The following is a 222-nucleotide window of genomic DNA, read 5'->3' as shown; positions in this document are numbered from 1 at the left end:
CGCGACCTCGACCCGCACAGGGTCGGTCAGGTAGGCGCGGCTGAGCTCTTCCATCTGCTTGGGCATGGTGGCCGAGAACAGCATGGTCTGGCGTTCCGCGGGCAGGAGCGGCGCGATCTTGCGCAGGGCATGGATGAAGCCGAGATCCAGCATCTGGTCGGCCTCGTCCAGCACCAGGAACCTGGTTTCGCTCAGGCGCAGGGCCTTGCGGTCCAGCAGGTC

General features: G+C 66.7%; 1 pseudogene. It reads right to left on the bottom strand.

What is annotated here, in order from left to right:
* Window positions 1-102: 102 nt before the first annotated feature.
* Window positions 103-153, bottom strand: a pseudogene (locus H2O73_RS24605) (hypothetical protein); the annotation flags it as partial.
* Between the last annotated feature and the right edge of the window lie 69 nt (window positions 154-222).

The sequence above is a fragment of the Vibrio marinisediminis genome (assembly GCF_014050145.1).
Taxonomy (GTDB): domain Bacteria; phylum Pseudomonadota; class Gammaproteobacteria; order Enterobacterales; family Vibrionaceae; genus Vibrio; species Vibrio marinisediminis.
The sequence above is the reverse complement of the archived record's forward strand: the minus strand, read 5'-3'. Positions and strand labels throughout refer to the sequence as shown.